The following is a 21,628-nucleotide window of genomic DNA, read 5'->3' as shown; positions in this document are numbered from 1 at the left end:
TACAATTTACGACAAAATTGGCGGTAAATTTAAAAAAATTTTAATACAAAAAAGCCTTGATAACTTTTTAGTTACCAAGGTTTTATTTTAATATCGAAAGGGATTGGAATTTTTTCTAAATATTTACTTCCTGCAGCTTGGAAAGCAAAGGCCGTGAATTCCTCCATAGCACTTCGACAGAAACGTTTAAAAAATGAGAAAGGATTTTGCTGCTTATCATCTCATTCGTGTCTCCAGAATCAAAAACTTGTCCTTCTTTTAATAAAATCGTTTTATTAAAAAAAGGCAAAACTTCTTCTACATGATGGGTTACATAAATAATGGAAGGTCCGTTGTGATTCTTTGCAATTCGTTCGACCGATTCCAAAAATTCTTCTCGGGCAAGAAAATCAAGTCCATTTGTTGGCTCATCAAAAATTAGTAAACCAGGATCAGCCATAAGTGCACGGGCAATTAGAATTCGCTGTTTTTCACCTTGAGAGAGAGATTCATAATTTCGATTCGCATATACCATGCATCCCATTTCCTCAAGCAGAGAGATTGCCTTTTTTCTCATTTCATCCGTTGGTGTTTCGTAGAGACCTATAGATGCAAAAGCACCGCTTAATACCACTTCGAAAGCATTATAGCCTGGATGAAATTTTTCCTGTATGGATGATGAAACAAAACCAATCTGCTTACGGAGCTTCTCTCCAAGATACGTTTTTCCAAATTCTTTTCCAAGAACCGTAACTTTGCCTTTAGTTGGGAAATAGTAAGCATTAAGTAAGTTGAGAATGGCTGTCTTTCCTGCGCCATTTAATCCAAATAACACCCAGTGCTCACCTTTTTTAACTTCCCAATTAATGTTTTGCAAGATCCTTTTTCCTTCTCGTATTAATGAGACATTCTCAAGGTGAAGAACCATACTGAAACTCCTTTCTCATTAAGTTTTATATTTTTTATCTATTCATAATTATTACATAATTAGAGATTATATCAATAATAAACTTTGTTTCAGAAAAACTTACAGCAGCCAATCACACTCCAAAGGTCGAAAAAACCCACCGTAATATTACGGTGGGCTCAACTTAATGTTTCAATTATCATAAACCTTTTACTCTATATAAATAGAAATCATCTAAACTTCCCCATGCACCGCCATCCGCTTTTATTCTCGCCCCTATGGTAATGATTCCATCTGTTACTAGAATTTCATTGATTTGAGGATTGTTCCAACTTACCCAGCCACTCACAGAAGTGTTCATCTTATACTCTTGGCCGCCGTTCTTAGAATAAAGATACATCTCAGGATTCTTAGCATCACCGCCCTGCACGAACATTGATAAATTATAATATCCTGGTTCCAGGCCGGTAATCGTCTGCTCTACTTTGAAATTAACAGCATCACCTGAATAAAAATGCAGAGAATAATTTCCCGATTTAGCATCTGAAGCCTTGTCTTGATAATCAGTATGTGGAGTGGTTCCGTTCAGATAAGTGACTGTCCACATATTTCTATCAGCCTCTTCAAACCCTGCGTTCTTTACGAAGTTTTCTGGTTTAATCTGAAGGTTTGCAGATACAGTGTTTCCACCTTCAACAACACCTTGAATAACATAAGATCCTGCGCCATTGCTAATTGCCTGTTTCAGTGCTTCTTCATCCCATGTAACATTAACGGATCCTTTACTGCCATCATTTTTAGATTTCTTATTGAACCTTCCTGGGGATAATAGTAAACTCAAACTAGATTAATTAAATTAATTAATTAAGTTTATTGACCAAAGACCTTAATAACCATCCCCGTTTAAAGGGCTAAGCAATTCAAAAAGATTTTAAACACATAAATTAGAAGGTGGAAGCTTAATGAAGGTGACTAAAGAAATATTAGGACAGTGGACGGAATATACCCTAACCAACCAAAATGGAATGGCTGTAAGTGTTTTGGACTATGGTGGAATTATTACAAAAATTTTAGTTCCAGACATTAAAGGTAATCTTGAAAATGTCGTATTGGGATATAAGGATTACAGCGAATACAAATCTAACCCTAATTACTTCGGTACTATTGTTGGGCGTGTAGCTGGCCGAATTCGAGGAGCTTGCTTTCAACTGGATGAAAAGATTTATAACTTGCATGCAAATAACGGAAATAACCACTTACATGGCGGACCAGAAGGATTTCACCAAATTATTTGGAACGTTACCCCTTTTCAAACAGTATCCGAAGTAGGTTTAAAGCTTGCTCACCACAGCTTAGATGGTGAAGGAGGCTATCCTGGAAATGTCGATCTACTCGTCACCTATACTCTGAATAATAAAAATCAGCTTATCATTAACTATTGGGCCAGAAGTGACAAAACAACAGTATTAGCTTTAACTAATCATTCCTATTTTAATTTAACCGGAAACTTAAAAGATACGGTTAAAAATCACTATTTGACAATCGACAGCAGTCAATTTGTTGAATTAAATGAGGAGTTAATTCCTACCGGAAAATTATTAAATGTTGAAGGCACCCCTTTTGATTTCCGAGATTGCCGCAGACTTGGAGATGGGTTTAACGAGGAGTTTGAACAAAATAAAATAGTTGAGAGTGGATATGACCATTACTTTACTTTTGATAATCAACTTACCAACCAAGTGATTTTGAAAGATCCGAACAGCGGTCGCATGATGTCAGTGGAATCCAATGAACCGGGAATAGTCGTATATACTTCTAATAGCTTAGTTTCAGGACTCCAGTTAGCAGAAGCAAAGTCCGAAAAATACCTTGGAGTTTGTTTTGAAACCCAAGCATCTCCTGCTTCCCTTGATATAAGGGAGCTTCCGAGCATAATTTTAAAAGCAGGAGAAGAATATAAAAAACAGACCAAGTTTACCTTTAGTACTGAGAAATAAGGAGGCTCAACCCCTTTAATCAAATGGGCCAAGTCAGCCAAAATTAACGGCCTAATAAAGGAAACTATATTTAGGAAGACAGAGGGGAAATGTTTGAGTACATCACAGAAACTATTGCTTTGCATCCATGGTTTTTACGGCTTAGCAACTACAATGGCAGCTTTGTTCTTAAATCTATATTTATGGAAAATTGCCCAGGACTTAAATGTGAACGCTTTATTTATTCTAGCTACCTTCTTTTTTGGGACCATTGCCTTTATCATTGATGCTATACTTTCGAAGCGGAAAGACCGAATAGTAAGTTTCCAAATTGGGATTGGCTTAACAGCATTCTTTTACCTAGTTGTCATTATTTTACAGAAAAAAACGGCAGCTATTCCAATGCTTATTGGAATATTAAATGGTCTTGGAGCAGGTTTTTATTGGCTCGGCTATCTGGTATTAATTTATGACTTGGTCGATAATAAATCACGCTCCTCCTTTATGGGAAAACAAATGGCTGTATTTGGGATAGTAACCACTGTTGGCCCTGCATTTGCTGGCTTTATTATTACCCGTTTAAGTTTTACTGGGTACAATATTGTTTTTACCCTCTCTTTAATATTGTTTTTTATTGGTTTTCTCCTAAGTTTTCGATTGCCTAAGGACCCTTCTTCCAAAAAAACCTTGCATTTACGATTATTATGGAGACTTAACCGCCGGAAGCCGGCATTGAAACCAATGTGGGGCGGCTGGTTTTTATGGGGAATGTGTGAGGGGTTACTCGGGTTCGTACCTGCAGTTACTCTTTTTATGACAGTCAAAAACGAATTTCTTGTTGGAATTAGCTCTATCCTTTTTGGAACAGTCTCTATTCTTTCAAGCCTATGGCACTCTAAATATAATCACAAGGAGAGGGAACCATATACCATACTGACAGCCTGGTTAATTTATTTCCTTTCTGCCGTCCCTATGGTCATTAACATGAATATATGGTCCGTCTTTATCTTTTTAATAGTTAATGAAATTGGTAAAGCCCTTCTTGGTGTTTCATACTTTAGCTTTATGTTCAGGTTAATAGGAGATTTGCCAAAGTCCGGGCTTCGAACAGAATCAATGGTTATGAGGGAAATATATCTTAATGGAGGAAGAATCCTTTCAGTATTAACCTTTATTCTGATTTACTTTTTAGCAAAAGAATTTATTCATTACTACTTACTCTTTGCTATTTTTATTCAGGGCATGTTGTTTAAGATAGTCATGATTGATAAAAAGGGATTGGAGCTTAGCAAACAAACCCTTTCAAAAACGGTATAGTGTTAACCCTTACACGAAAGTCCTTGGTAACGTAGAACTACCAAGGATTTTTTTCTGCGAGGATTTGAACCCCGGCCACTCCCAGTTATCCTTTAAATTCTGGCACAAAACGGTATGAAAAATAAGATTCAGCGTTAGGGGCAGATTGAGGAGAGTAAACTAATCAAGGACTCCCACATTTTTTCGATTCTAATCAGAGGAAATAATGCATTTTGTGCAAACTATCTTTGTGTTACCTAAATCTTAATTATAAACTAAGTTGAAAAAACATTTTGTCCTTTTTTAAGGTATAGAATTCGTTTGGAAACCTTACGTTAGCAGGTAGTACGGAAATAAATGAACAAATACGAAATTATCTTCCTCACCTTAAGTAAAATATAGGACGCTAGCCTTTCTCTCCCTTAAACCATTCCACAATTCCTTCTCGCTTCAAAATAGCCTTAATGGTCTACCAAACCCGAAGATAAAATACGTTGGCTTTTGTCTTTTGTTACTTAAATTAAGTTGGTTAATTATAAATTGTAGAGATTTATGATACCTTAATAAATATATCCTTCTGGTTCTTAACCCTATAAATTGATTACAAGCAGGTGTACATATTGGATATCAAACATTTACAATACTTTATTGAGGTTTCAAATTTTAATAGTTTTTCCCGTGCGGCGGATAACTTATTTATCACTCAACCAAGCATAAGTAAAATGATTAAAAGACTTGAGACGGAATTAGGAATTGAACTTTTTGAACGCTCACGTAAGCAATTAACCCTGACAGATGCAGGTAAAATTATTTTGGAGCAAGCAAAATTAATTGATAAAGCATTTAAAAATTTAGAAACAGAATTAGACAACCTTACAGGACTAAAAAAAGGGCATATTCGTATTGGTTTGCCGCCGATATTTAATGCGCATACTTTCTTGGAAATTGTTGGTGAGTATCATGAAAAGTATCCCGGAATTACTTTTCAATTAGTCGAAGATGGTTCAAAAAAGATAGAAGAAGATGTAGGCAACAATTCTCTTGATGTTGGTGTAATTGTTCTTCCAACTAAAAATGAAATCTTTGATCATTTCTCCTTTATGGAAGAAGACTTAAAACTCATCCTTCATCCATCACACCCACTAGCAGAAAAAGAGGAAGTCAATTTAGCTGATTTGGCAAATGAATCGTTTATTTTGTTTAATAAGGACTTTGTACTAAATGACCGAATCATTAATTCATGTAATAGTGCAGGTTTTACTCCCCACATTATCTCGGAAAGTTCACAACGGTCTTTTATTGAGGAAATGGTTGCATCCAAGCTCGGAGTTTCTCTTTTACCGGAAAGTGTTTGTCATAATCTAAATAAAAATGTAAGGTCTGTAAAAGTCGTGAACCCATCAATCAGTTGGAACTTAGCGATTATTTGGGGCAAGAATCAGTACATGTCCTTTGCAGCAAAAGAATGGCTTCATTTCACTATAGAACGTCTCTCAAAAGTTTATCAAGAAGATTAATCTATCACCGAAAAGTATTTTCTTACATTTGAATAGCTTTATATTTATCGAACGGTTCTGTTTAGAGGACCGTTTTTTTATTCCTCAAAAATATAGTTGCGTTGAATATATGGAAGCGTTTACATAGCCAAAAGCTATACTGAAGATGAAATATAACCATTTTACTAATCGAATAATGCGACGTAAACTTATTTCAGACAAGAAAAACCTTTTAATAACGTGGATATAGGAATTACCAACTAGGATCCAATCATGAAAGGAAGCAACCTTATGAAAGCAAAAAAAGTAAAAGAAAGCCGTATTGTTAATACTGCTCAAGTATTATCTTGCGATTTAAATAACTATAATACTTTGTTTGGCGGCATTTTGATGAAAAAATTAGATGATGCTGCAACCTTATCAGCCCGCAGGCATTCCAGAGTTAAGGAATGTGTAACAGCCTCTACTGATTCAATCGATTTCTTATGCCCTATTCATCAAACGGATTCAGTTTGTGTCGAATCGTTTGTGACATATACAGGAAAAACCTCTATGGAGATTTTTTGCAAAGTTATAGCCGAAGATATGCTGAATGGCGAACGTAGAATTGCTGCTACAGCATTTTTGACTTTTGTAGCTTTAGATGAAGATAAGCGTCCAGTAGAAGTTCCAAGTATTATACCAGAAACAGAAGAAGAAGAGTTCCTCTACAATACAGGTAAAGAAAGAGCCGAAATGCGTAAATTAAGAAGGCAAAAAAGTAAAGAATTAGCTGCATATATTTCATTGGAAAAGCCATGGGACAAATAAAGGAGGAAGAATTTATGATAGCTTTATCTAGTATTGATGAATTAAAAGCCACTAAAGAAGCCATTGAGAAATTAAAAAATGATTATCCTAACCTATTTGAAAAACTGTTGGATACCGTTAATCTTACACGTGCATTCCAATTTAAATATCAGTATATGGGATGTTTACTCATGAATGAGAATCCTGGCGAATCTGCCCCGAGCTTTGTGTATGGCTCTGTTCTACGATTGTATAAGAAAGAATTACAAAAATTAAAAGACGATCAAGATTCCCAAGTATTAAAGCAAATTTTTTCTAAATTTAGAAATACTGGTTACGCCAAAATTAGCCTTTTAATCATGGGTATGAAACCTGAATCATTAGTGGGCCCTTCTTCTATTAGGTAATTGGGACTTAAATTTTTTAAAACTGCTATTAGCAATCCTAATAAAGGAAAGTTAATATATATCGTAACTAGCAATTCCCCCTTTTACACATTCTTTCCCCATTATAAAGAAAAAGCAGGAACCATTTACATGGTTCCTGCTTTTGTTTTTGGCTTCCCCTCAAATAACTGTGGATAAATGGTATTTCAGTACTTTGGTGCCAACTTTTTTGCATGGGTGTCTGTTAAACAATGTTGATTTTCACTCGCGGCGCTCCCAATCAAGATAGCGAAAAATCAACAATATACTTTAACACAGCCTTGATTTTTAATTCCTTCTTAAATTTCCCGTTTGTCGGCTATACGATTTAGAAGACTTATCCTCCTTAATTAGGGTAAGAAAACCCTAAATTTCATTTAATCCATACCGGTCATAAAGAGTATTAAGGCTGGCTGCCATTGAGAAAATTAATCTAATACTTTTAATGGGTATGTTATTTATCCTTTAATCCCCTTTTTAATCGATTTGTAATTAAATTGATTTAGTTTAATTTGGCTTTTTGATGAAGAATGATAGGGCAATATTCACCACTGCTAAAACGAAACTGATCGTGAACACGACCGAGGATCCTGTTGCTGCTGCCATTGATGGTTCATCCCCATGAGTTGCTAAGTAACTATTCTGGGTCGCCGATAAAATCGAAACCATAACTGCAATACCAATTGCTCCAGCTACTTGCTGGATCGTTTGAGTCAAAGCGATTCCATCTGGATAATACTGCTTTGGCAGGGAATTTAGAGTGTTTGTTTGTACAGAAGCCAAGACTGCTCCAATCCCTAACATCATGACAATATGCGTGGCAACAATCATCCATAGAGCAGTATCTGTTCCAAATTGAGAATATAATCCATAACCAATGGCAACTAAAATGGTACCGGGTGTAATAACCGCTTTCGGACCATAGTTGTCAAAGAAACGGCCAATGGCTGGAGCTAATATACAGTTTAGCAAGCTGCCAGGCAGAAGGATAAGACCCGTTGTAAAAGCAGCCACAACCAAAGCCATTTGCATATACATAGGTAAAATGACTAGCATAGACAACATATTAAAGAACGTGATAAAACTCATAATGACGCCAAGAACGAAAAGCGGATAAGTGAATGCTTTGAGATTCAGAATCGGATGCTCCATTTTCGTTTGGCGTATCGTAAAAATAATAAGTGCCACCATTCCAAGGATGATGGTTCCAATCACAGTTGGACTTATCCAACCGCCGTGTTCTCCACCTGCACTTACTCCGTAAACCACGCCACCAAATCCAATTGTAGAAAGAATAACGGAAGGGATATCTATCGAAACTTTACGAACTTCATTCAAATTCGGTAAATAAACAAGCCCGAAAATTAGAGAGAACAGTAAGAAAGGAATGGTAACCCAGAAAATCCAATGCCATGATAATGTATCTAAAATAAGGCCTGCTACAGTTGGACCAAGTGCCGGGCCCGCTAACATGACTAAGCCCATTATCCCCATCGCGCCCCCTCGTTTATTTGGAGGGAAAATCGTAAAAATAACGTTTTGAGTTAATGGCAAGTTAATGGCCAATCCAGCGGCCTGAATGACTCGTCCCGTTAAAAGAATAGGAAATGCCGGTGCTGCCGCTGCTATAATTGTTCCGATAATTGATAGTGATATAGACGTTAAAAACATCTGTCGGGTTGTAAATTTTTGCATCAAAATACCTGTAACCGGCACTAAAATACCTAAGGTAAGAAAGTAGCCTGTTGCCAGCCATTGGATTGTTGTGGCATTTACGGTGAATATCTGACTTAGTTGTCCTAATGCAATATTCAATGCTGTTTCACTAAAAAGTCCGACAAATCCCGCCACTAAAAGTGCAGCCATTATCGGGCCTGTTTTGAATTGCTGTTTCGTTACTGAATATGATTTGTTATGTTGTTTCGCGATTTCGCCTGTTTTGGTTTGTGTATTCACCTATTAAGCTCCTTTAATCATTTTTAGAAGAATTTATTTTTCCAACTGACACTTTATATACTCCTGGATCGTAGTGTCATTTGCTGAAATAGATAAGCCGTGATTTCCATTAACAGCAAAGCTCCATCTTCCGCAGTACACCCCCACATACTTACGATTTGTACACTATATCAAACTTTTTTTCAAAACGTCAACCTTATTGACAAAAACTTTTATAATGATATAATCAACAAAGTTGACAAAATGTGCTGGGGGAGAAAAAGTGTATAACATTGGAGATTTGATCATTTATTTCGCACATGGAATTTGTAAAATTGATGAAATATGTGAAAAAACCTTTCGGGCAGCACAGAAAGTATTACGTACTGCAATCAATAGAAAACAGTTAAAACATTTAACGATTAGCATTCCTGTCAGGAACGATAAAGTCATCATGCTGGATCTTCTTAAAAAGGAGGAAGCGTATGAATTACTCTAATCTTTTAAAGTTCCAGGGATTAAGTGGAATGACAAGCCTATATAACAATATTGTTAATACAGGTGATCGGAAAGAAAGCGCAAACGTTGTAAATACGCTGCTGACTAAAAAATGGAGGCCAGTCTTCATGGAAGAAAACGGTATGTACAAGATCGGAAACTTTAGGCACGGCACAAAATATCCTTTTTAATGAAATGGCTATTTCATTGAACACTACGTGGGAAGACATTAATGAGATGGGTCCTAAAGCTGATTAAGCTGATAAAATAACTTTTATCCATGATGACCTTATTGATCAATATTATTGAATAGTAAAAAGCGCCCACCTTGTTCAGCATGCTGACAAAATGGGCGCTTTCACGTATAGCTAGATTCCCCAATCTAACTTTAAAAGGTCTTTAAGAATTTTGACTTGCTCAATACCTATATTTTCTGCAATTTTATTCTCAAGCTGGGCTTTAAGAGCCTCATTTTTTTCATAGCACTCCTCACCCAAAGCTGTTAACTGGATACACTTTTCTTTCTTATTGTTTTCTACATTTTGAATTTCCACTAATCCTTTTGCGGAAAGATTTTTAATAAACTTATGTATCGCCTGCCGGGAAATTTCTACATTCTTTGTTACATAAGAAATCGCAGGCCTTTTTTTATAAATTCTGGCCATGATATACCATTCAGAATTTGAAATATAAATCTCACTTTGATGGTTCCATGTTTTCTCAGCGATTCTTCTCACCAAATTATGACGCTCGCTCAATAGGTCTATCAGATCTAAATTTTGTAATTCAGAGTTTGAAATCATACGATTCACCCCAATCATAACCTTCGCACCCTACTATACAAAATACCGTTTTTGATGTCAATTTGGTTTACTAGAGTGACTTTATCCTAAAGATAAAATCAAGCCTATCTACAAAAGCTGAAGCTTATGTTTAAGCCTTTTGTTTATACTAAATTATATTCTTTCAGGAATGCTGCCTATTTAGAGTTGCAATCTCTTCCTTTTCATGTTATTCTAATAAAGAATTATTTTTGTTCGGTGTAATGAATTGTATGAATATCGACTTTTCGTCTTGAAAATCACTTTGGGCAAGGATAGTAATACATTGTGTGTAACGCACTAGGAGGCAATAAAAATGGAACAAGGTACAGTTAAATGGTTTAATGCAGAAAAAGGTTTTGGATTTATCGAACGCGAAAATGGAGACGATGTATTCGTACACTTCTCAGCAATCCAAAGCGAAGGCTTCAAGTCTTTAGACGAAGGCCAAAAAGTAACTTTTGACGTTGAGCAAGGTGCTCGTGGAGCTCAAGCTGCTAACGTTCAAAAAGCTTAATCTTAAATGACTTATACAAAACAGGCTCTCTATATAGAGCCTGTTTTTTTATGTGTCTCTTTATAATATACAATAAAAAACCCTACTCAATGTTTTGAGCAGGGAGATGGTACAGGTAATATAAAAAGATTTAAAGCTTCAAAGGTTCATTTACATTATAGCATACTACTTGGCAATATGCGAATAGAGTTCCAAGGTATGCAGAATTGGTTGCTATTTGTGGAGTCGCTTACGCTTTTAGTCCTATAGATTTAATCCCTGATTCCATTCCCATATTGGGTTATCTCGATGACCTAATTATTGTTCCATACCCCCTTATCTAATCGAAGAAAATAGAGAAACGACTGAAGAAATTATTAGGAATGAGGGGAAACCAAAAAATTGGTTTGTTGCCGTACTATTCATTCTGATTTGGCTGTTACTTGCGTACTGGGGTGGGAAAACTATATATGGTATATATTTCATTGATTAATAATAATGGGAAATTGGGGATGATGTTCCTCCTAAGAAGATGATATTGACTGATCAGGTACAAAACCTGGGTCGATTCATTCTTAATGAGCGCAGGAAATATATGCTTCATGAAAAGCAGTCCTCTACACTAAAGTATGGTCGGCTAAAACATAAGTGTCTAACTTGAAAAACACATTTGTAAAGATTCTTATACCGGGAAATTATTATTAAGCTTCAAAACTTGTGCTAAAACCAATAGTTTGTTAAAAAGTAAAGTGTGTGATGTACCTGATCTTATTACAAACAATGGGAGGAAATCACGTGGATATTTTAGAAGTAATTAAATCTCGTCGTAATATAAAGGTTTTCAAGTCAGATCTTGTAGATCCTGATAAGCTTCAATTATGGTTACAAGCCGCCGCTATGGCTCCTAATCATCGAATGACAGAACCATGGGAAATTTATTTAGTAGGGCCAGAAACAAGAGTAAAGTTAAATCATAAAACAAATTTTGGCAATGCTCCTGTTGTTTTAGCGGTATTGTCAAAGTACGGTAAGACCAATATTGAAACAGAGGAAAACGCACTAGCAACAGCATGTTTCATCCAAAACTTCAATTTAGCCGCTTGGGCGGAAGGTGTAGGAACATTTTGGTCTTCTATAGGTGGAAATGCGAAAAATCGTGAAATTCTTGGTGTTCCGGAAGGTTATGATGTAATTGGAGTTTTAGGTGTGGGTTATCCGGAAGAAATTCCTGAGCAAAAACAACGTACACCAATTGAAAATAAATTAATCCAGCTTTCTTAGAAATACTTTGGCAGTTTAAATTTTAAAACTTTTCACTTAAAGATGAGAAACTAGTGAATACAAAAACCACCGATAGGAAGAATCGGTGGTTTTTCGCCATAACTTATTTTGTTTTTTCATCCAATTCCTTCAATGCGCCTATGAGCTGATCATTCAGCTTACCTAATGTCTCTTTATCAAGAGTGTCCGCTTCAGAACCAGCGATTGTTGGATCAAGGTATTTTTCGACTTTCTCATACATATCTTTGTTGTCTTTTTTTACTTCATCTTCGAATGAGGACCATTGGTCTTCAAGTTTTGGTCCTACTTCTTTTACTTTTTTCTGATCTCCGCTATCAATTGCTTTTGAAAGTTCACCAGTTGTGTCCAGCATCTTATTTACGCCTTCAGACACCTTGTCATTAGAATTGCATGCAGATAATAGTAATGAAGCCCCTATTCCCATTGTTAAAGCCATTAATTTTACTTTTTTCATTTTACTTTTCCCACTTTCTTAGTTTTTAACTGTAATTGATTTTTTGTTTTTTAAGCTCCTATACACCAAGATCATTACTGCTGCTAAAACAAGCATGATCTGAGGGATGGTACTTTCCCATGAAGGATAGAGCGCAAAAAACTCGATACTCGGTATATTTTCACTATTCGATGTTGGAATCACACCGGCTAATTGAAGACTATGGATTCCCATTCCTGTAAACTTGATGCAAAGATAAAAAACAATAATACTAGAAACCAAAAAGAATGGCCGAAGCGGTAATTTTAATCCAACAAACACCATCAGGTATGCAAGAACTCCAAGAATAGCAGCTCCCATCAAAAATCCTAACAGGAGGGATTGAAGCTGGATTTGGCTAGCCATACCGATATAAAACAATACCGTTTCGGTACCTTCCCGGAAAACCGCGAGAAAAGCAAGAACTCCTAAGGAAACCAGCTTTCCTGTTGATAAGGCTGTCTGGCTTTTTTCTCTTATATACCGATTCCACTCGGCAATATTGGATTGGCTGTGAAGCCAATAGCTCATATACAGTAACATAACGGCTGCAAAAACACCGGTCCACCCACCAATAAGGGCATTGTTATTACCAAAGGCACCGGATGATATAACAAACTTAACAACAACGGCAAGGATGATGCTAACCCCAAGGCCCGCTAATACCCCTGTCCAAATCCAGCCTCTTCCTTTTGATTCTCCAGATTTATTTACAAAGGACATTAAAGCAATGACGACAAGCAAGGCTTCCAAGCCTTCGCGAATAAGGATCATGGCGGCATCCCAATAAGTGTATTGGGACTTCTCCGCTAAAGGAGCAAGATAAGAAACCATATTTGTAACAGTTTTTTCTGCCTGTTTATAATTTGGCGGTTTATCATTTAGCATTGCCTGAATCACGACCAAGTCCCTTTCGGAATCCGCATATACGGAAGCGGATTGGGCAACCACTGTCCCCTCAACACTTAACCAGCTATCGCTGGCTTCTTTGATTTTTTCAAGTGCTTCTTCTTGATTTTTTTCATGTATTTCTTTCTTGGCGTCTTGTAGAATGAGAATGTAATCATCTAAAGAAAGATCTTTTTCTTTAAATCCAGGATCTTTTGGATAACCGCCGCTAATAAATTTTTCATTTACTGACTTTAATCCCTCCAATGACTGAAGGACTTGATCTGATTTCTTAATCGTAAAAGCGTAAACCACTTTACCCATATTTGACTCAATATCTCTGTAGGCGGCTGCAGATTCCCCTTTTATTCCTTCCTCAAATACACGCCACCTTTTATTAAATTGATCATATGATTTCTGAGCTTCATCTAAGTCCCCTTTTGAAACAAAGCCAATTGCCTGATCCACTGAAACCTGAGCACTTTGTAATTCCGACTTCGCATCTTCAGCAGCCTCAGCAGGTCGTTGTATCCCTAAACCTATTATTAATAGAAAAAGAATAGTAATCTTCAGTAAGTACTTACCCATGGGTTCCTCCTTGTGAAACGATCTATATGTATAAATGAGAATAAATATCAATAACATTTCCCAAATTTTATTGTATTTTGATTGAGAATGATTGTCAATGTCATTTGGAGGAACATTTAGCAAGAATACTAATATTTTTTTCACAAAAAAATCCCCACTGGTATAAGACAAGTAGGGATTTCTTAATTATTACTGATACTGGCAATTTTATCTCCGCATAATAAGAAATGAAGATTAAAATTAGAATATTACCTGCCTTTAGGCTAAAGCCTTCTTGACTATTGTTCCATCCTTTATGAACTCCGAAGGATATTGATAAACAAATGGATCCTTTACACAAACAGCTTTCCACGCATCCACACATGCAGGGTCAAAGTGCGCCCCTTTACTTTCATCCAAAAACTCCATTGCCTTTGCATGAGTCCATGCTTTTCGGTACGACCTTTCAGAGGTGAGTGCGTCATAAACATCTGCCACCGCTGTTATTCTTGCAAATAAAGATATGTTCTCACCGGCAAGTCTATCTGGATATCCTGTACCATCCCACTTTTCATGGTGGGACCTTATGATACTGAGTTCTTCTTTGAGTAAACCAAGCCCTCGACACATATCAAAACCTGTAACTGGATGAGCTTCAATCAAATTTCTTTCTTCGAGTGTAAGTTTACCAGGTTTATTAAGGATTTGATCTGGAACACTTATTTTCCCTACATCATGAAGAAGCGTTCCTTGTAGTATTATACGTAATTCTTCTGGCTTGAGTCCCATTTCTTCTGCTAATTTCAAAGCATACAATGTTACCCTGAAAGTATGTCCGGCTGTATAGCTGTCCTTCTTCTCCGTAGCAGTAACAAGAGCCCTTACACTTGATGGAATACTGTTTGTTACTCTTTCAATTGGGTCTGTAACAAATAGGGACCTAAGCGAATCAGCAACAGAACCTTTAACCGAATATTGTTTGTAAAGACCAATGATCATTACAGTCATCGAACCCAGTAGAAGATAATGATAAATCCACCAGCCAAAACTCCACAGCAATCCTCTTACCATAATAATCTGAGAGACTATGATCCATCCGGAACTATAAACAATTGCGAGTTGCAATGGAAAACGGGTAAAACGGTAAGATTGAATATATCTATACATCGTCAGAGCGTTAAATAATAGAACAAACGTAGAAACAATAAGATTCAGTGGGTGAATGTTTAGCGGAACGATGTCAACAATTTTTGGAAGTGCCATTCCGATAGAACAAAAAATGATTAAGCAAATAGTCCAAAACGGCACCAGCACTTTTTGCTTTGAAGAAAGGAAATCTATAAATTTATTATTCGAAGAAAATGAAGAGAACCACAGCCATATTGTAGCCAGCAGCATGCTTAATTGGGCTGATATACCTGGCAGGTTTGTTGGTCCAAGGAATAAAAAAGGTGTTGAAAGTCCATGAACGGAAAACATTATAGAAAGAGATAAAAAAGCAAGTGAAAGTATACTGACTTTTATATTCCTTAACCTTCTGCCAGCTACACCTACCAATATGGCTATTCCAGCAGCAAGAATGGAAACAAGGGAAACAATATAAAAATGGCCATGCGGATGGACCATGAGGGGATTCCTTACAAATCCAATGTTAAGCAATTCAAATAAAACATATGGAAAAATCATAAACAGTATTGGTCCTGCAATTACTAATTTTTTCATTTTTCTCCTCCGGTTTGAACAGTAGCCTATTACGTGTCTATTTTAGCATGAATAGAGATTTGAAAGACTATTCTTTTATCATTGAGGGGAAAAAATACTCTCACTATCTTCTTCTATAAGAATAACTCAATCCATTTAAACTAATAGGACTTTCTTCTTATAAAGTTGTCACTTGATATTTTTCAAATCAATTTTTATTTCTCTTTTTCAGGTAATCCTTGAAATATATAATATGTACGCCGGACCAATGTATTTTACCAGTTTCTATCATGAAGTAACCCAATAGAAGTTAATTCGATCAAAAAAGTGCTGCCTTTTTTTCCCTGTCAAAATAAAGTTGCAGAAAAATGGCGATAAATTAAAATCAATTCAGTTAATAGAACTGTTAAGGCATCTTTTATAGAAAATAAGTAAGCAATCTTTGTATATTTGATGTGCAGTAACACGGGTGTAAGTATATCGTTAAATCTGACTTTAGATTTAAAATTTCCTTATTATGAAATAACAATTTCGTTTCCTCACTCTACTATTCCAAGCAGCTGAAACTAGACTCAAATAAGCAGAAATCAGATGTAGTCGGTTTTCTCTATCACACCCTTACTTCATTTTCTGTAAATATAAAGAAAAGATATTTGGAAAAGATCATGAGGAAGTCACTGCTTGAATGTCGCAAAAAAAACCCTCAGACAAAGTCAAAGGGAATTTTAAATAAACAATCAAGATCTAATGCAGAAGCTGCATTACCTTTCGTACGGATTCAGCCGACCTATCTAATTCCTGCTTTTCCAGTTCGCTTAAAGGAATTTCGAAAATCTTTTCGACCCCTTCTCCTCCAATAACAGTAGGAATGCCGAGATAAAGATTTTTATATCCATATTCTCCTTCCAAGTAGGCAACAGCAGGGAGTATTCTTTTTTTGTCTTTAAGGAGGGCATCAGCCATTTGAACAATGGATGCAGCAGGTGCATAATAAGCACTTCCGTTTGCAAGCAGATTGACTATTTCTCCTCCCCCTTTTCTTGTTCGCTCCACTATCGCATCCAATCGATCTTTAGGAATCAACTTTTCTAAGGGAATACCTCCCGCATAAGAGTATCTGACCAGTGGAACCATATCATCTCCATGTCCGCCTAATACGAATCCGCTAACATCTTCAACTGAAACATTTAATTCTTGAGAGACAAACGTATTGAACCGGGCAGTGTCCAGTACACCCGATTGTCCAAAGACACGATTTTTAGAAAATCCGGTAGTTTTAAAACATACGTAGGTCATAGCATCAACAGGATTGCTTAATACAATTACAAAACTGTTAGGGGCATAATTCCGTATATTTTCTGATACATCCCTAATGATTCCTGCGTTTATTGACACCAAATCATCACGGCTCATTCCCGGTTTTCTGGCTACACCTGCAGTAATAATCACCAAGTCAGCATTGCTAATATCTGTATAATCTGAAGTCCCGGTTATGTTAGCGTTAAATTTTTGAATTGGGCTTGTTTCGAGCAAATCCAGGGCCTTTCCCAGAGTTGGATTTGTCTGATTTGGCATATCGAGTAAGACAACATCCCCTAATTCCTTCTGTGCCAGCATTAAAGCAGTTGTGGCACCGGTAAAACCGGCGCCAATGACAGCAATCTTTTTTCTTTTAAATCCCATAGAGTTTCTCTCCTATATTGTTTTGTTTGCCTTTACTTGAACATCTTGGCTGTTGAGCCGAATGTTAACATCCTCATACGTGCCTAGATGCGGTCCATTGTAAGAACGTCTTGCAAAGGCATAATACAGGAAGAAAACAATAGCCAGTATCACTAAAAACGCCTTCCCTGTTGTGTAATGCATGGTATAACTTCCAAACGTTACATCGTTAGGAGCTACTACAAATAAAATATCGAAAAATACGATCCATAGCAAAGCGATAATATTCACTGGAACACTCCATTTTCCTAAATGCCAAGGTCCATCGTCCTTTTCTGTCCAAACATTACGATTGATCGCACGAAGCTTAAGAAAAATAGGAATGAGGTAAGAAGTGTGCAAGCCCATTACTGAAATTGCGGTTACCGCTGCATAAACACCGGATTGAAGACCTAACAAAAGTGCTAAAAGAACTGAAAGATAGATTGCTGGAGCAGGTGTATGAAATTTGGATGATACTTTACCCCATATTTTTGAAAAAGGAAGGCCGTTATCACGAGAGAAAGCGTAAATCATTCTGGAAGTTGAGGTTGTGGATGCCAGACCACAGAACCACATAGCTGCTGCTACCATCCAGGATATGAATGATCCGAATTTAGTTCCCAGAGCCTGCTGTACTGCTGTTAGAAATGCATTCGGAGCAGCTGCTACCTGCACCTGATTTGTGATGGAAACGGTCACCATCGAAAGGAGCACGAATCCGAATATCCCTGAAACCACAACCGACATGTATACACCCCAAGGAGCTCTAATGCGCGGGTCAATCGTTTCCTCACTGACGTGAGCGGATGCATCATAACCAGTGATGGTCCATTGTGCTTGAAGAAGCCCGAATAGAAATGCTACACCATAAGGAATATGGAGGCTATTAGCTTGGGTAGAAAAAGTTGTATCGAATAAATAAGAAATAGAATGATGGCTTGGTGCAAAAAATGCCAATGCTGCTACAATTACTACAACCCCTGCCATATGATAAACAGCGGAAACATCATTCAGTTTGGCAACAAGATGAATTCCAAAATGATTTAGAAGTGCATGACTCAATAATATCCCTGCACAAAGGAGATTTACTTCAGTATGAGTTGGATTTTCCCAAATTAAAGCTGCGGAAAATCCAGCCAGACCGTAGTCTATTCCAGCCAGTGTAGCAATTTGGCCAATTGTATTAAGGATAGCGGAAAACCAGCCAGTTGTTCGATTACCAAGAATGGATGCCCAGTGATAAACGCCTCCTGATGTAGGAATAGCTGAGGTTAATTCCGCAAGCGAGGCAGACATGAACAAACAGAATAAAGTTACTAATACCCATCCTATCCCAATAATTGCGGGTCCTCCATTAGAAAAACCTAAACCATAAAGTGTGACTCCTCCAGTAAGAATCGAGATAACAGAAAATGAAACCGCGAAGTTGGAAAATCCACCCATATCACGAAGCAATTCTTGTTTATATCCGAAAGCATTTAAATCGTCTCCAGCATTCCCTTTTGTACGTGATTTCTTGATTCCCTGATTGGCTTTCACAAAAATACCAAACATGGATATCAAGGTAACGATAATTAACAAAATACCGATTACCATGATTTATACCCCCTATATTAACCGTTTTTGAAAAACACATTCACTTAATACTTCCACCGAATTAGTTTGTTTCAAGATATCGTTTTTGTGAAAATCGAACTCCGCTGCACTTGGTTATCAACATGTCTGCCAATAAGTCTGAGAGATAAGCTCCTGCTTCTACAGGAGACAGACCACCTTTGTGAATATTTGATATAACGGTACGGTCAGCCTCAACCGTTTTTTCATTTGGACGATATACCATGTATGCGGATAGGCTTTCGGCAGTTGCCAAACCAGGCCGCTCCCCAATAAGAGAAATAATGAGATCACAATTTACAATAGAAGCAACATGATCTTGTACCCACACGCGTGACCTTTTTACGAACAGAGGAGGACCAACTGTAATATTTTTAAGTTTAAGTCCTTGTATAAGCGCTGGAAGCAGATCTGGCATATTCGATTCCACGGCGAAAGAACTTAAACCGTCACAAACAAGAATCTGAACCTGGTTCCCCTTTTCAACATTTTTCTCTAACCACTCGGCTGAAGAATCGCTTAATTTTCTTCCTGCGTCAAGGTTCATTAAGTAAGTATCCATATCAGCAGCAATCGTTTGTAAGATTGGCAGATTATATTGTTTTAAGATTTCCTCATTAACATCTTTCCTGACCGCATCCTGTGCAGCCGCATGATCGATCCGAAATCGAAGATAACTTGATGTCCTCATACGCGTTCCCGCCCTGCCAATTCCAATCCGGGCAGGTGTAATTGCTTGTGCCCGAACTATCGAGTCCCGGTTCCGAGGATTAAGCACCCCTATTTCGGAATACTCTGAAAATTTTATGTTTAAAGAAGAATCTTCCTGCTTCTCGTTTGAAGAAGATTTTTGTCCTTCCAATGCTTTTATGACCATCTCCACAACTTCTTCAGTAAGAGTTTTCATCATTCACCGCCTTAGTCGAATATACTTAGATCTCCTGCCATTTCCGTAAGTTTGCCGTTTTCCATAATCCCCATTCGTTCCAGCCATTTTTCAAACTCACGTAATGGCCGTAATCCAAATAACTCACGTAAGCTTGCATCATCATGGAAGCTAGTATCCTGGTAGTTTAACATCACATCGTCTCCACCTGGAACTCCCATATAAAAGTTCGCTCCCGCTAATGTGGTAAGCATTCCTGCCATTTCCTGGTCGTTTTGATCAGCGTACATATGATTTGTATAGGTAGGAGCAATTCCCATTGGCAATCCATGCATTTTTCCCATAAATAGATCCTCTAAGTCTGCACGAATCATTTGTCTGCCGTCATATAACGTTTCAGGCCCTATAAAACCTGATACATTATTAACCATGAAAGGTTTCCAGTGCCTCGCAAACCCGTATGTCCGGGATTCAAGTGTTTGCATGTCCACTCCCAGGTGGGCATCTAATGAAACCTCTGAACCCTGCCCTGTCTCGAAATACATAAGATTTGGACCGATTGCAGTTCCATATCGTTTCATTAATTCGAACCCTTCGTCCAACAGGCTTTTAGACAGCCCAAAGGCTTCATTGCCTTTTTGAGTACCCGCTAAACTTTGGAACATAAGTGAAATCGGAGCACCTTTCTTTAATGCCTCTATTTGTGTGGTAATGTGTGCCAATACACAGTTTTGAGTGGGGATTTTCCACTTTTCCATAAATTCATGTGTCATATGAAGAAGACGAGAAACTGATTCAACTGTATCGATATTTGGATTGATGCCAATTACCGCATCGCCGGAACCATATGATAAGCCTTCTTTCAATGAATATAAAATACCTTCAGGATCATCATTGGGATGGTTCGGCTGACACCGAAAGGCCAATCTTCGCTCTTCCCCTATAATGGTATTGCACCGTGCCTGGAACCTCATCTTTTGCGAAGCCATTACCAAATCGATGCTTGACATCAATTTTGCAACTCCCGATATTACCTCACTAGTTAAGCCTTGTGAAATTCGCGACAGTTCTTGCAGGCCGGTTTGGTGGGATAAAATATACTCGCGTAATTCTCCAACGGTCCACTCCCGGATTTCACGGTAAATCGTCTGATTAAGATCATCGTAAATGACACGGGTAACTTCATCCATTTCATAGGGAATGACTGGATTTTCAAAAAAGGTTTTTAATTGAATTTCACTTAAAACCACTTTTGCCGCCATCCGCTCAAGGGAAGATACTGCTGAAATACCAGCCATTTTATCTCCTGTTTTCTCCTCACTGGATTTCGCTAGAACCTCTTTCAATGAGGAAAATTGAAACTGTCTGTTTTTAAGCTGTATAGACCAAGTCATTCGTTATTCTCCTCTGTCGTTTCCGTTGGTATTTCCCCTTCTGGTTTGTACGTATCCCAATACATGTTTATCTGTATCAAAATGAATAGGTGTATCTTCCGACTTAGCCTAGTATTTTTCTTTTTTCTGATTTATTTGAACTTCACCCACACCGGCTTTGGAGTCTAAGGAAGGATGTGAAATAGGAGCAGAAGCCGTTGATTTTACATCACTTTTTTTTAAAAATTATATCTACCTCGTCATCAGGCCTTGGGATTACGTGAGCAGAAATTAATTGTCCAACACGCTGTGCTGCTAATTTACCAGCTTCCACGGCAGCTTGCACCGCGCCGACATCACCTTCGACAAGGACGGTTACCAATCCCCCATCAATTTTTTCCTGTTTAATCAGTTGTACATCCGCTGACTTAATCATAGCGTCTGCGGCCTCAATTGATCCGATTAATCCTCTTGTTTCAATCATCCCTAAAGCTTTTCCCATC

21 protein-coding genes and 1 pseudogene are annotated in these 21,628 nt (G+C 37.4%); 10 read left to right on the top strand and 12 right to left on the bottom strand.

Features of this window, described 5'->3' with window-relative positions:
- Positions 1-115: 115 nt before the first annotated feature.
- Complete coding sequence (locus AC3WR0_RS21020; RefSeq protein WP_492554113.1) at positions 116-907, bottom strand: ABC transporter ATP-binding protein; 792 nt, start codon at positions 905-907, stop codon at positions 116-118.
- A 178-nt stretch (positions 908-1,085) separates the two neighbouring features.
- Entirely contained in the window at positions 1,086-1,727 is a 642-nt protein-coding gene (locus tag AC3WR0_RS21015) for an Ig-like domain-containing protein (protein ID WP_492554112.1), read from the bottom strand.
- A 121-nt stretch (positions 1,728-1,848) separates the two neighbouring features.
- Here AC3WR0_RS21015 and AC3WR0_RS21010 point away from each other — a divergent pair, with 121 nt between their 5' ends.
- From AC3WR0_RS21010 to AC3WR0_RS20990, 5 genes are all read left to right on the top strand, one after another.
- Positions 1,849-2,883, top strand: coding sequence for an aldose epimerase family protein (locus AC3WR0_RS21010; protein ID WP_492554111.1), 1,035 nt, complete (start codon positions 1,849-1,851; stop codon positions 2,881-2,883).
- 93 nt (positions 2,884-2,976) lie between these two features.
- On the top strand, positions 2,977-4,179 hold the full coding sequence (locus tag AC3WR0_RS21005; RefSeq protein WP_492554110.1) for an MFS transporter: 1,203 nt from the start codon (positions 2,977-2,979) through the stop codon (positions 4,177-4,179).
- A 599-nt stretch (positions 4,180-4,778) separates the two neighbouring features.
- Positions 4,779-5,675, top strand: coding sequence for a cidABC operon transcriptional activator CidR (gene cidR / locus AC3WR0_RS21000; RefSeq protein ID WP_492554109.1), 897 nt, complete (start codon positions 4,779-4,781; stop codon positions 5,673-5,675).
- A 270-nt stretch (positions 5,676-5,945) separates the two neighbouring features.
- Entirely contained in the window at positions 5,946-6,464 is a 519-nt protein-coding gene (locus tag AC3WR0_RS20995) for an acyl-CoA thioesterase (protein WP_492554108.1), read from the top strand.
- Between the two features lie 14 nt (positions 6,465-6,478).
- A complete protein-coding gene (locus AC3WR0_RS20990) occupies positions 6,479-6,850 on the top strand; it encodes a hypothetical protein (RefSeq protein WP_492554107.1) in 372 nt (123 codons plus the stop codon).
- Positions 6,851-7,375: 525 nt separating this feature from the next.
- On the opposite strand, the gene AC3WR0_RS20985 is transcribed toward AC3WR0_RS20990, so the two are convergent.
- The gene (locus AC3WR0_RS20985) at positions 7,376-8,734 is read right to left on the bottom strand and encodes a DHA2 family efflux MFS transporter permease subunit (RefSeq protein WP_492554125.1); all 1,359 of its coding nucleotides are present in this window, start codon (positions 8,732-8,734) and stop codon (positions 7,376-7,378) included.
- Positions 8,735-9,086: 352 nt separating this feature from the next.
- On the opposite strand from AC3WR0_RS20985, the gene AC3WR0_RS20980 reads away from it, so the two are divergent.
- On the top strand, positions 9,087-9,302 hold the full coding sequence (locus AC3WR0_RS20980) for a CarD family transcriptional regulator (protein ID WP_492554106.1): 216 nt from the start codon (positions 9,087-9,089) through the stop codon (positions 9,300-9,302).
- Positions 9,289-9,492: a hypothetical protein gene (locus AC3WR0_RS20975; protein ID WP_492554105.1), complete on the top strand. Its 204-nt coding sequence runs from the start codon at positions 9,289-9,291 to the stop codon at positions 9,490-9,492. Before AC3WR0_RS20980 ends, AC3WR0_RS20975 begins: the two co-directional genes overlap by 14 nt.
- A 177-nt stretch (positions 9,493-9,669) precedes the next feature.
- Here the strand turns inward: AC3WR0_RS20975 and AC3WR0_RS20970 are convergent, their stop codons facing one another.
- A complete protein-coding gene (locus AC3WR0_RS20970) occupies positions 9,670-10,122 on the bottom strand; it encodes a MarR family winged helix-turn-helix transcriptional regulator (RefSeq protein ID WP_492554104.1) in 453 nt (150 codons plus the stop codon).
- A gap of 316 nt (positions 10,123-10,438) precedes the next feature.
- Between AC3WR0_RS20970 and cspC the strand changes: the two genes are divergently transcribed.
- The 3 genes from cspC to AC3WR0_RS20955 all read left to right on the top strand — a co-directional run bounded on the left by cspC (position 10,439) and on the right by AC3WR0_RS20955 (position 11,899).
- On the top strand, positions 10,439-10,639 hold the full coding sequence (cspC, locus tag AC3WR0_RS20965; protein ID WP_010331195.1) for a cold shock protein CspC: 201 nt from the start codon (positions 10,439-10,441) through the stop codon (positions 10,637-10,639).
- Between the two features lie 206 nt (positions 10,640-10,845).
- Positions 10,846-10,962, top strand: a complete 117-nt coding sequence (locus AC3WR0_RS20960; RefSeq protein WP_492554103.1) for a YkvA family protein — start codon at positions 10,846-10,848, stop codon at positions 10,960-10,962.
- 451 nt (positions 10,963-11,413) lie between these two features.
- Entirely contained in the window at positions 11,414-11,899 is a 486-nt protein-coding gene (locus AC3WR0_RS20955; protein ID WP_492554102.1) for a nitroreductase family protein, read from the top strand.
- A gap of 103 nt (positions 11,900-12,002) precedes the next feature.
- Here AC3WR0_RS20955 and AC3WR0_RS20950 read toward each other — a convergent pair whose 3' ends face one another.
- From AC3WR0_RS20950 to AC3WR0_RS20915, 8 genes and pseudogenes are all read right to left on the bottom strand, one after another.
- Positions 12,003-12,374, bottom strand: a complete 372-nt coding sequence (locus AC3WR0_RS20950; protein ID WP_492554101.1) for a hypothetical protein — start codon at positions 12,372-12,374, stop codon at positions 12,003-12,005.
- Between the two features lie 18 nt (positions 12,375-12,392).
- Positions 12,393-13,868, bottom strand: a complete 1,476-nt coding sequence (locus tag AC3WR0_RS20945) for an FTR1 family iron permease (protein ID WP_492554100.1) — start codon at positions 13,866-13,868, stop codon at positions 12,393-12,395.
- A 258-nt stretch (positions 13,869-14,126) separates the two neighbouring features.
- Complete coding sequence (locus AC3WR0_RS20940) at positions 14,127-15,569, bottom strand: HD-GYP domain-containing protein (protein ID WP_492554099.1); 1,443 nt, start codon at positions 15,567-15,569, stop codon at positions 14,127-14,129.
- Positions 15,570-16,292: 723 nt separating this feature from the next.
- On the bottom strand, positions 16,293-17,231 hold the full coding sequence (mdh, locus tag AC3WR0_RS20935) for a malate dehydrogenase (RefSeq protein ID WP_492554098.1): 939 nt from the start codon (positions 17,229-17,231) through the stop codon (positions 16,293-16,295).
- Between the two features lie 12 nt (positions 17,232-17,243).
- Positions 17,244-18,848: an amino acid permease gene (locus AC3WR0_RS20930; protein WP_492554097.1), complete on the bottom strand. Its 1,605-nt coding sequence runs from the start codon at positions 18,846-18,848 to the stop codon at positions 17,244-17,246.
- 61 nt (positions 18,849-18,909) lie between these two features.
- Positions 18,910-19,776 (bottom strand): ethanolamine ammonia-lyase subunit EutC, encoded by an 867-nt coding sequence (eutC, locus tag AC3WR0_RS20925; RefSeq protein ID WP_492554096.1) that lies wholly within the window; start codon positions 19,774-19,776, stop codon positions 18,910-18,912.
- A gap of 8 nt (positions 19,777-19,784) precedes the next feature.
- Positions 19,785-21,146, bottom strand: a complete 1,362-nt coding sequence (locus AC3WR0_RS20920) for an ethanolamine ammonia-lyase subunit EutB (protein WP_492554095.1) — start codon at positions 21,144-21,146, stop codon at positions 19,785-19,787.
- 232 nt (positions 21,147-21,378) lie between these two features.
- Positions 21,379-21,627: pseudogene (locus tag AC3WR0_RS20915) on the bottom strand (BMC domain-containing protein); the annotation flags it as partial.
- Position 21,628 lies beyond the last annotated feature (1 nt).

Source organism: Neobacillus sp. FW104-15D2 (assembly GCF_058790155.1).
Note: the sequence above shows the minus strand (reverse complement) of the source record. Positions and strands in the feature narration are given on the sequence as shown.

Coding starts and splice junctions, on each gene's coding strand:
- AC3WR0_RS20975 (WP_492554105.1), top strand. CDS start 9,289: ATGAATTACTCTAATCTTTTAAAGTTCCAGGGATTAAGTGGAATGACA.
- AC3WR0_RS20990 (WP_492554107.1), top strand. CDS start 6,479: ATGATAGCTTTATCTAGTATTGATGAATTAAAAGCCACTAAAGAAGCC.
- AC3WR0_RS20970 (WP_492554104.1), bottom strand. CDS start 10,122: ATGATTGGGGTGAATCGTATGATTTCAAACTCTGAATTACAAAATTTA.
- AC3WR0_RS20945 (WP_492554100.1), bottom strand. CDS start 13,868: ATGGGTAAGTACTTACTGAAGATTACTATTCTTTTTCTATTAATAATA.
- AC3WR0_RS20920 (WP_492554095.1), bottom strand. CDS start 21,146: ATGACTTGGTCTATACAGCTTAAAAACAGACAGTTTCAATTTTCCTCA.
- eutC (WP_492554096.1), bottom strand. CDS start 19,776: ATGATGAAAACTCTTACTGAAGAAGTTGTGGAGATGGTCATAAAAGCA.
- AC3WR0_RS21020 (WP_492554113.1), bottom strand. CDS start 907: ATGGTTCTTCACCTTGAGAATGTCTCATTAATACGAGAAGGAAAAAGG.
- AC3WR0_RS20995 (WP_492554108.1), top strand. CDS start 5,946: ATGAAAGCAAAAAAAGTAAAAGAAAGCCGTATTGTTAATACTGCTCAA.
- AC3WR0_RS20985 (WP_492554125.1), bottom strand. CDS start 8,734: ATGGCTGCACTTTTAGTGGCGGGATTTGTCGGACTTTTTAGTGAAACA.
- AC3WR0_RS21010 (WP_492554111.1), top strand. CDS start 1,849: ATGAAGGTGACTAAAGAAATATTAGGACAGTGGACGGAATATACCCTA.
- cspC (WP_010331195.1), top strand. CDS start 10,439: ATGGAACAAGGTACAGTTAAATGGTTTAATGCAGAAAAAGGTTTTGGA.
- AC3WR0_RS20930 (WP_492554097.1), bottom strand. CDS start 18,848: ATGGTAATCGGTATTTTGTTAATTATCGTTACCTTGATATCCATGTTT.
- AC3WR0_RS20950 (WP_492554101.1), bottom strand. CDS start 12,374: ATGAAAAAAGTAAAATTAATGGCTTTAACAATGGGAATAGGGGCTTCA.
- AC3WR0_RS20940 (WP_492554099.1), bottom strand. CDS start 15,569: ATGAAAAAATTAGTAATTGCAGGACCAATACTGTTTATGATTTTTCCA.
- mdh (WP_492554098.1), bottom strand. CDS start 17,231: ATGGGATTTAAAAGAAAAAAGATTGCTGTCATTGGCGCCGGTTTTACC.